Source organism: Cyanobacteriota bacterium, assembly GCA_025054735.1.
Taxonomy (GTDB): domain Bacteria; phylum Cyanobacteriota; class Cyanobacteriia; order SKYG9; family SKYG9; genus SKYG9.
The window spans coordinates 1-6,877 of the sequence record JANWZG010000198.1 but is presented as its reverse complement, the minus strand read 5'-3'; the positions used below and the strand labels follow the sequence as shown (position 1 = coordinate 6,877).

At 48.1% G+C, this 6,877-nt stretch carries 6 protein-coding genes; all 6 read left to right on the top strand.

Translation table 11 applies throughout. The features are described from left to right. The first annotated feature begins 7 nt into the window (after positions 1-7). Positions 8-1,597, top strand: a complete 1,590-nt coding sequence (locus NZ772_10810; GenBank protein MCS6814043.1) for a glucose-6-phosphate isomerase — start codon at positions 8-10, stop codon at positions 1,595-1,597. Between the two features lie 989 nt (positions 1,598-2,586). Continuing rightward, positions 2,587-2,913 (top strand): hypothetical protein, encoded by a 327-nt coding sequence (locus NZ772_10805; GenBank protein ID MCS6814042.1) that lies wholly within the window; start codon positions 2,587-2,589, stop codon positions 2,911-2,913. A gap of 14 nt (positions 2,914-2,927) precedes the next feature. Continuing rightward, positions 2,928-3,275 (top strand): hypothetical protein, encoded by a 348-nt coding sequence (locus NZ772_10800; protein MCS6814041.1) that lies wholly within the window; start codon positions 2,928-2,930, stop codon positions 3,273-3,275. Between the two features lie 559 nt (positions 3,276-3,834). Next, positions 3,835-4,938: an EAL domain-containing protein gene (locus tag NZ772_10795; protein ID MCS6814040.1), complete on the top strand. Its 1,104-nt coding sequence runs from the start codon at positions 3,835-3,837 to the stop codon at positions 4,936-4,938. A 276-nt stretch (positions 4,939-5,214) separates the two neighbouring features. Beyond that, entirely contained in the window at positions 5,215-6,015 is an 801-nt protein-coding gene (locus NZ772_10790) for a FecR family protein (GenBank protein ID MCS6814039.1), read from the top strand. After that, positions 6,012-6,877: CHASE2 domain-containing protein (locus NZ772_10785; GenBank protein ID MCS6814038.1), on the top strand; the 866-nt coding region annotated here is incomplete at its 3' end. The genes NZ772_10790 and NZ772_10785, both read left to right, overlap by 4 nt.

The following is a 6,877-nucleotide window of genomic DNA, read 5'->3' as shown; positions in this document are numbered from 1 at the left end:
AGTAGCGATGGATAATCAGGCACTGTGGCAACGGTATCAGGACTGGCTGTATTATCACGATGGGCTAGGGTTCTATGTGGACATTAGCCGCATTGGGTTTGATGCAGCATTTGTCGAAACAATGACTCCCAAATTTGCACGGGCATTTGCTGACATGGCTGCTCTGGAGGCAGGCGCGATCGCCAACCCCGACGAACAGCGCATGGTGGGCCATTATTGGTTGCGGGATCCAGAGTTAGCCCCGTCTCCAGATATCACCGCCGACATTTTGGGCACCCTAGCTGCAATTACTGATTTTGTCCAGAAAGTGCACAATGGCACGATCCATCCGCCAGAGGCTCCTAAATTTACCGATATCTTGTCCATTGGCATTGGTGGTTCTGCTCTAGGGCCACAGTTTGTAGCCGAAGCCTTAGCTCCAGTATTTCCCCCCCTTGCCATTCATTTCATCGACAACACCGATCCAGAAGGGATTGATCGTGTGGTCACGCAAATTAGCGATCGCCTCAACAGCACCCTAGTCATCGTTACTAGCAAATCAGGTGGCACTCCTGAAACCCGCAATGGCATGGTAGAGGTCAAACATGTTTTCCAACAGGCAGGCTTAGACTTTGCTAAACACGCCGTTGCCATCACCATGAAAGGTAGCAAAATGGATGAGCTGGGTCACAAAGAAGGTTGGCTAGCGGAATTTCCTATGTTTGACTGGGTAGGTGGGCGCACCTCCGAGATGTCAGCCGTAGGGCTACTCGCTGCATCCTTACAGGGTATTGATATCCAAGCCATGCTGGCAGGTGCCAAGGAGATGGATGTGGCTACTCGTGTGCCAGACCTGAAAAATAACCCCGCTGCCCTATTGGCTCTGGCTTGGTACTATGCAGGCAACGGCAAAGGCGAAAAGGATATGGTGATCTTGCCTTATAAGGATAGCCTATTGCTGTTTAGTCGCTACCTGCAACAGTTGGTTATGGAATCCCTGGGCAAGGAAAAGGATCTAGACGGTAACATAGTTCATCAAGGTATTGCCGTCTACGGCAACAAAGGCTCTACCGATCAACATGCCTATGTACAACAACTCCGGGAAGGGGTACCTAACTTTTTTGCTACCTTTATTGAGGTGTTGGAAGATCGTACCAGCAAAACCCTAGTGGAAGTAGAACCAGGGGTAACGTCTGGAGACTATCTCTCTGGTCTGTTGCAGGGCACTCGACAGGCTCTGTACGAAAATGGTCGAGAGTCCATTACGATTACCATTCCCCATGTGAACCCCCGCACTGTTGGTGCATTGATTGCTCTGTATGAGCGAGCTGTTGGGTTCTATGCAACGCTGGTCAACATCAATGCCTATCACCAACCTGGGGTAGAAGCAGGTAAGAAGGCAGCAGCATCTATACTCAGCCTACAACAGCAGGTGATGCAGGTGCTACAGGCGGCAGGCCGTCCTATAAGCTTAGAGACAATCGCCGAAAAAACAGGCACTCCTGACGACATTGAAGCTATCTACAAGATTGTGCGCCATCTAGAAGCCAACCAGCGCGGTGTCGTGTTGTGGGGCGATCGAGGCAAGCCCACTAGCCTGATGGTATCTGTTGGATAAATGAACGATAGTGCGTAGCTAATAGCTACTGCCTGTGGGCTGTTGACTCTGGGCACCACACACCCGTTACCATAAAAACCACGACTCTCTACGGCAGTGCGTGTGCATAGGTTGACCTACTCATGAGAATAGCCGCGCTCCAAATGCTATCGTAGCTGTACTGTCAGCAACATCGATTTCTACAAGGTACTACCAATTCTCCCAAAACTAGATACATACCCCCTTAGTTGGTCGTGAGGACTTCAGTCCTTACTAAGGACTGTCTGTAGCCATAGCATAGAGCTAGCACAGCAACGGGCCGAACAGGAACGCCGTCGAGCTGAACAGGAGCACCGTCGAGCTGAACAGTTAGCTGCGTACCTAACGTCGATTGGCATTAATCCTGATGATATTGCTCCTTCCTAGAGACTGCTGGATAGGACCGCTACTCGCTGCAAGCAATGTCCACAATAATGCCACATTTGATTGATACAGTGCAAATAGTGGTTGGCATCAACTTCAATCCATACTCACCAGCTCGAAAGCACATTAACCCAGAGCTACAAAGATTTGGAATTGAAGGAGCTATATCAGGTGCTTGCATCACTACTACGCATCACATTTGGTGAGGGCTTCAATCTTCACTAAAGACAGTCAAAACTGTGTAGCTGGTTGTGAGCCTTGGTATTAAGGCAACCTCATTGCAGTTAACTAGCTAGGAAGGAGGTATTTGACGGCATAAACATCAAAGCTCTTGTCCACAAGAAAGCCACATTTGATTGGTACTGTTCAAATAGTAAGGGTATTAGTTAAATAACTCGTGCACTTTGACCAATCATTTGACTAACCAATAGTAGGTCGATTAGGACGTGCTTTAGGTTTTAGTAGTCAAGCCGTACTAGCAGGGACTGCATTGACCATACAACTCTGTTGACGTTCCATACCTGATTTAAGGTCTGGTTCGTTGATCGAGTGCTAAGTTCCCCCTTAGTGTCAGGAGGTCTTTGTAATTGAATGCATACAGTGATGTTGCTATAAAGCGAGATGTCGTAGGGCGCGGGCAGCCTCGTGTGATTAATGAGCAACTAGTTACACGATTTCACTACTGGCAAGATGGCATTCAACAGGGCATGTCGTACAATCACGAACTTTATGCATTGGTAGAGGAATACGAACGATTCGATCGCTTAAGGGCATACGAAGTGGCTAATGAGTGTTCAATGAATGCTCTTGATACTTGCATAACAGTATCTAGCAGCTCGTATGCAGTTTGGGTTGGCTTACGATCGCTGGCTGCAAGGCAAGCCGTTATTAACAGTCCTGAATTAGACAATTGAAGGGTAATAGTGTCATGAACATGGTAAATCTACATCAACCACAACCTGCAAAACCTGAAATCAAGCTTACACCAACAACTACCTACTACATCCGGAAGTTGTTCCAAAATGCTAGTGATGAGGTTAAAAACTCTGTTCTGTTCAGAGTGGGACTCGCAGCAGGCACATTTAACGACGTGATGGATCTAGACTCTAGGCTGCAAGCCCTTTACCCAGACGAAATTGATGTTTTGCTAGTTGTACAGCAGCTTGAGGATTTGGTGGCATTACATAAAACTCTAAAGTCCCAAACAGGACTCTACTCTAGCCATGAACAAGAGTTAGCTCGGCTAGAGGAACGCATCTTTCAACTTCTCTTCTAAGCCAACGATCACTAAGGATTGTGTCTCTTGAGAGATAGGTCGATCATGTTCTCCTCAGTTGAGCATGTGGGTAGTGATAGAGAAGTAATGATGCCATTGGGGATTGAAAGGGTATGGCCCCCTCGTAAGAACGCCATCTTTTATCGCTACCAAGCGTGTGTTCCCAAATAGGTGGTGGTCAACTAGGTAGCAGGTTAAGCAGGAATTACGGAGGTTACCTCTTCTGTAGTGGTAGGCATACCCTCTAACTGCTTAGCTAGATGGTTACGTTTACGTTAGAGCCAGTCCTTCGATCGTCCTACGGTGCAACTAGACACTGGGTAGTCTGTGGCTTCTATGCCTACTGCGAGTGTTATTCGTTTACACCCAATTCTCTATTTGCAGATTGCCCATAGGTTCACCCCGAATTTTTTTCCTATGAGGAAATAGGAGCTTCAAGACTCCGTTAATTATGTCATCAGCATCTAGGGAACTGATCGTAAACCCTAGCTGAAGCATCGTGGCGGTACTTCTCGATGCAATCTATCAACTAATTACTACAGGGGTTCATCACATAAATATGGCAACACCATTTGTCAGCAACCAGGATGTTACATCCACAATCTCTCCAACAGGCGATATGGTTGCTCAGTTATCCACCGATAGTTCAGTGAACCATACAACAGTAGTGAGTAATGCGGCCCTATTCATTTCCCACGAATTGCGAACACCGTTGACATCTATTCAAGCAGTGTTACACCTACTCGCAAATCCCAAGTATGGAGCATTAACGCAAGAGGGACAACGATTGTTGGGGATTGCCCTCAGCAACAGTGAACGCTTAGTGCGCTTAGCCAATGCGATCGAAAAGCAACCGAATTCGTCATTGATCGTTTTTTCTGAAGAGACTATCAAGAAATTGCAGCTAGAGAATGACCTGCACCAAGCCCTCGCACGGCAAGAAATGCAGTTAGTTTATCAGCCTATTATCTCTATCAGTACAGGGCATGTTATTGGATTTGAGGGGTTGCTACGCTGGCATCATCGAAACCAGGGGATTATCCCTCCCAGTGTTTTCATTACGATCGCTGAACAGACAGGCTTTATCCATGAACTAGGGTTGTGGGTATTGCAACAAGGATGTGAGCAACTAGCTCGTTGGCAGCAAGCTTTTCCGATAGAGGATCCGTTGACGATGAGTCTTAACCTGTCAGCAGTACAACTCCAGAATCCAACATTAGTGTGTGAGTTGCAACGCATTATCACAGAGACAGGCATTCAGCCAAATACCCTCAAGTTAGAGATTACTGAGAGTGTTTTAATTGAAGACTATCACCGTGCTGTTGCTGTGCTGGCTAAGCTCAAGGCAATTGGCATTCAACTCTACATTGACGATTTTGGCACGCGATATGCCTCATTGGCGCAGTTGCAAAACCTGCCTATTGATGGCCTCAAGATCGATCGCGTGTTTGTACAAAAGCAGTTATGGGCGTTAAGTGAGGCGATCGTCCACCTGGCTTCTACGCTGGATTTAGATGTGATTGCTGAGGGGGTAGAACTAGTCAGTGACTTAATCAGCCTCAAGCAACTGGGTTGTACACGAGTGCAGGGCTATTTTTTCTCTCGACCTGTTGATGCTGAGATTGCCGACAACTTAATTGCTACTTCTTACGCAATATCTTAAGTACGGATAAACTATATTCTGGCCTGTCAAGTCACCATAGCATAAAGCAGTGGTCTAAATATTCACATACTTACGTTAAGTATCCACACACTATTACCGACATCATTGTTAGCATTACTCTTGGTTTGTCAATAATTTGATTGAGTGATTTGTCATTCACCTGAATCATCGCAGCTACTCTCTAGTCTTAGAATCAAGATCTCCATGAATTACAGTTGGCTAATACGGTGCTTGCCCTCGCAAACTGTTGCACTATGTTCACTTAGCCTCGCATTGATGACACTGTTGGGTACAGTCGCGATCGCTCGACTGCCCATTAACGTGCGTGTTAATCGCTGGCTAAAAGTGCGGCAACCTCAAGGCACTGTTATCTATCGGCAGCAGGGGAGATCGCGCCCTGTGCGCCAAGGCGATCGTCTACAAGCTGTTGGAGATAGTGTTACAACTGGCAAATCATCTACAGCCATGCTAGAGGTAGACACGGGTATTGGGTTTATTCAACTAGCTGAAAGCACCAAGGTTACAGTACGCTCGCTGGGGGTAGCCCCTGACAATGGCCGCATTACTCGTCTAGCCATCGATTACGGGCAAGCACGGCTACAAGTACGGCGTTTTACCCATGAAGGTTCACGCCTGGAATTGCAAACACCTGCGGGGGTTAGTGCCGTGAGAGGCACTGAATATGGCATCGCGGTTCAGCCAGACGGCAAAACCGGACTAGCTACCTTAGAAGGTGCGGTTACGATGACTGCCCAAGGAAAAACGGTTATGGTCTCTGGGGGGCTACAAACTCTGACGATTCCTGGTCAACAACCACAGCCTCCGGTACCCTTGCAAGATAGCACTGCTTTACGGTACGACCTGGAACGGCAAGTCCAGAATGGAATTCGCCGAGTGCGGTTTATCGGTTATGTTGATCCTGTGAATACTGTGCTAGTAAATGGTGTTCCTCAGACTACGACCGCTACTGGCCAGTTCAGTGTCTCGCTGCCAGCCGTGTCATCACCGACGCTTCAAGTTACTGTGATTACGCCTCTGGGTCGGCAACAGGTTCACAGTCTATCCTTGCGTCTATGACAAAGCATTACAGTCACGGTGGTTGGCGATGGTTTCCAGGGGGGGTAATGGCATTTGTGATTGCCATCATGCTAGCTATGGACAGCTTTAGCCCCTTGGAGCATTTTGTCTATCGGTTGCTATTCCAACTACGGGGAGCCACGGCTTGGGATGATCGCCTAGTGTTGGTGACGATCGATGATGAGAGTATACGTCAGCTTGGACGTTTCCCGTGGTCTCGACAGCGATACGTGCAGCTACTGGACAGATTGTCTAGTGCAGAAGCCAGCGTTGTAGCAATTGACCTGATTTGGTCAGAGCCTAGCCCAGACGATAGCTCTTTGGCAGCAGCCATGGCACAACAGGGCAAGGTAGTTTTAGCCCAAGCCTGGGACAAAACAGGAGCTCCACTGGTGCCCGTCCCCACCTTAGCTGAGGCAGCAATTGCCACAGGTCATGTGATGAAGCAAGCAGATGCTGATAGTTTGGTTCGGTGTGTGGATCTTCAATTGCGCGGTCAACCTGCTCTATCGATCGCTGCCGTGCAAGTCTATAGCTTGGTTAAGGCTCCCGTTACCTTGCCACCCCTAGATCAGCCCCTGTGGGTCAATTGGGTTGGCCCCATATCCCGTGCTCACTCCTATTCCTTTGCCGATGTCATTCAAGGAAAAGTCCCTGCCCAAGCCTTTCACTCCAAAATTGTGTTGGTTGGCGTGACTGCAACTGGTCTAGATTCCATGGTCACACCGTTTGATTCCTATCCTCCTACGGGTAGCGTCATTCTACACGCCACCATGATTCAAAACCTGTTGCAACAAAATGCCCTGCGCCCCCTTTGGGGAGATTGGCTGTGGACCCCTCTACTGACAGGAGCCTTTGGACT

What these genes read in the sequence shown, in the direction of transcription:
- NZ772_10800 (MCS6814041.1), top strand. Translation starts at nt 2,928, where the DNA reads ATGAACATGGTAAATCTACATCAACCACAACCTGCAAAACCTGAAATC.
- NZ772_10790 (MCS6814039.1), top strand. Translation starts at nt 5,215, where the DNA reads ATGACACTGTTGGGTACAGTCGCGATCGCTCGACTGCCCATTAACGTG.
- NZ772_10810 (MCS6814043.1), top strand. Translation starts at nt 8, where the DNA reads ATGGATAATCAGGCACTGTGGCAACGGTATCAGGACTGGCTGTATTAT.
- NZ772_10795 (MCS6814040.1), top strand. Translation starts at nt 3,835, where the DNA reads ATGGCAACACCATTTGTCAGCAACCAGGATGTTACATCCACAATCTCT.